Below are 270 nucleotides of genomic sequence, written 5' to 3'. Positions count from 1 at the left end.
CCCGCCCTGCTTCGCGCGGCCCCCCCGGTCCGGCCCGCCCGCCCCCGCCCCCCGCGACGCGCGCGCCCGGCGCACCCGGCGCGCCGGGCACGGCGCGACCGAGGGCCGCACCGTCGACGCGCTGCGCGACCACCTCGCCGACCCGCAGCGGGCGCCCCGGCTGGCCGCGGAGTTGGTGGCCGCCTGGGAGGGGCGCGAGCGCGCCACGCAGGCGCCGGTCGGTGCGCCGTATCCGCCGGCCGAAGTGCGGGCGGTGCTCGACGGCTGCGC

At 85.2% G+C, this 270-nt stretch carries 1 pseudogene; it reads left to right on the top strand.

Annotation, left to right across the window (positions count from 1 at the left end):
• Positions 1–270, top strand: a pseudogene (locus tag AAHZ94_RS35380) (hypothetical protein); the annotation flags it as partial.

This window comes from Streptomyces sp. HSW2009, assembly GCF_040240285.1.
GTDB lineage: Bacteria > Actinomycetota > Actinomycetes > Streptomycetales > Streptomycetaceae > Streptomyces.
This window is presented reverse-complemented; position numbering and strand designations above follow the sequence as displayed.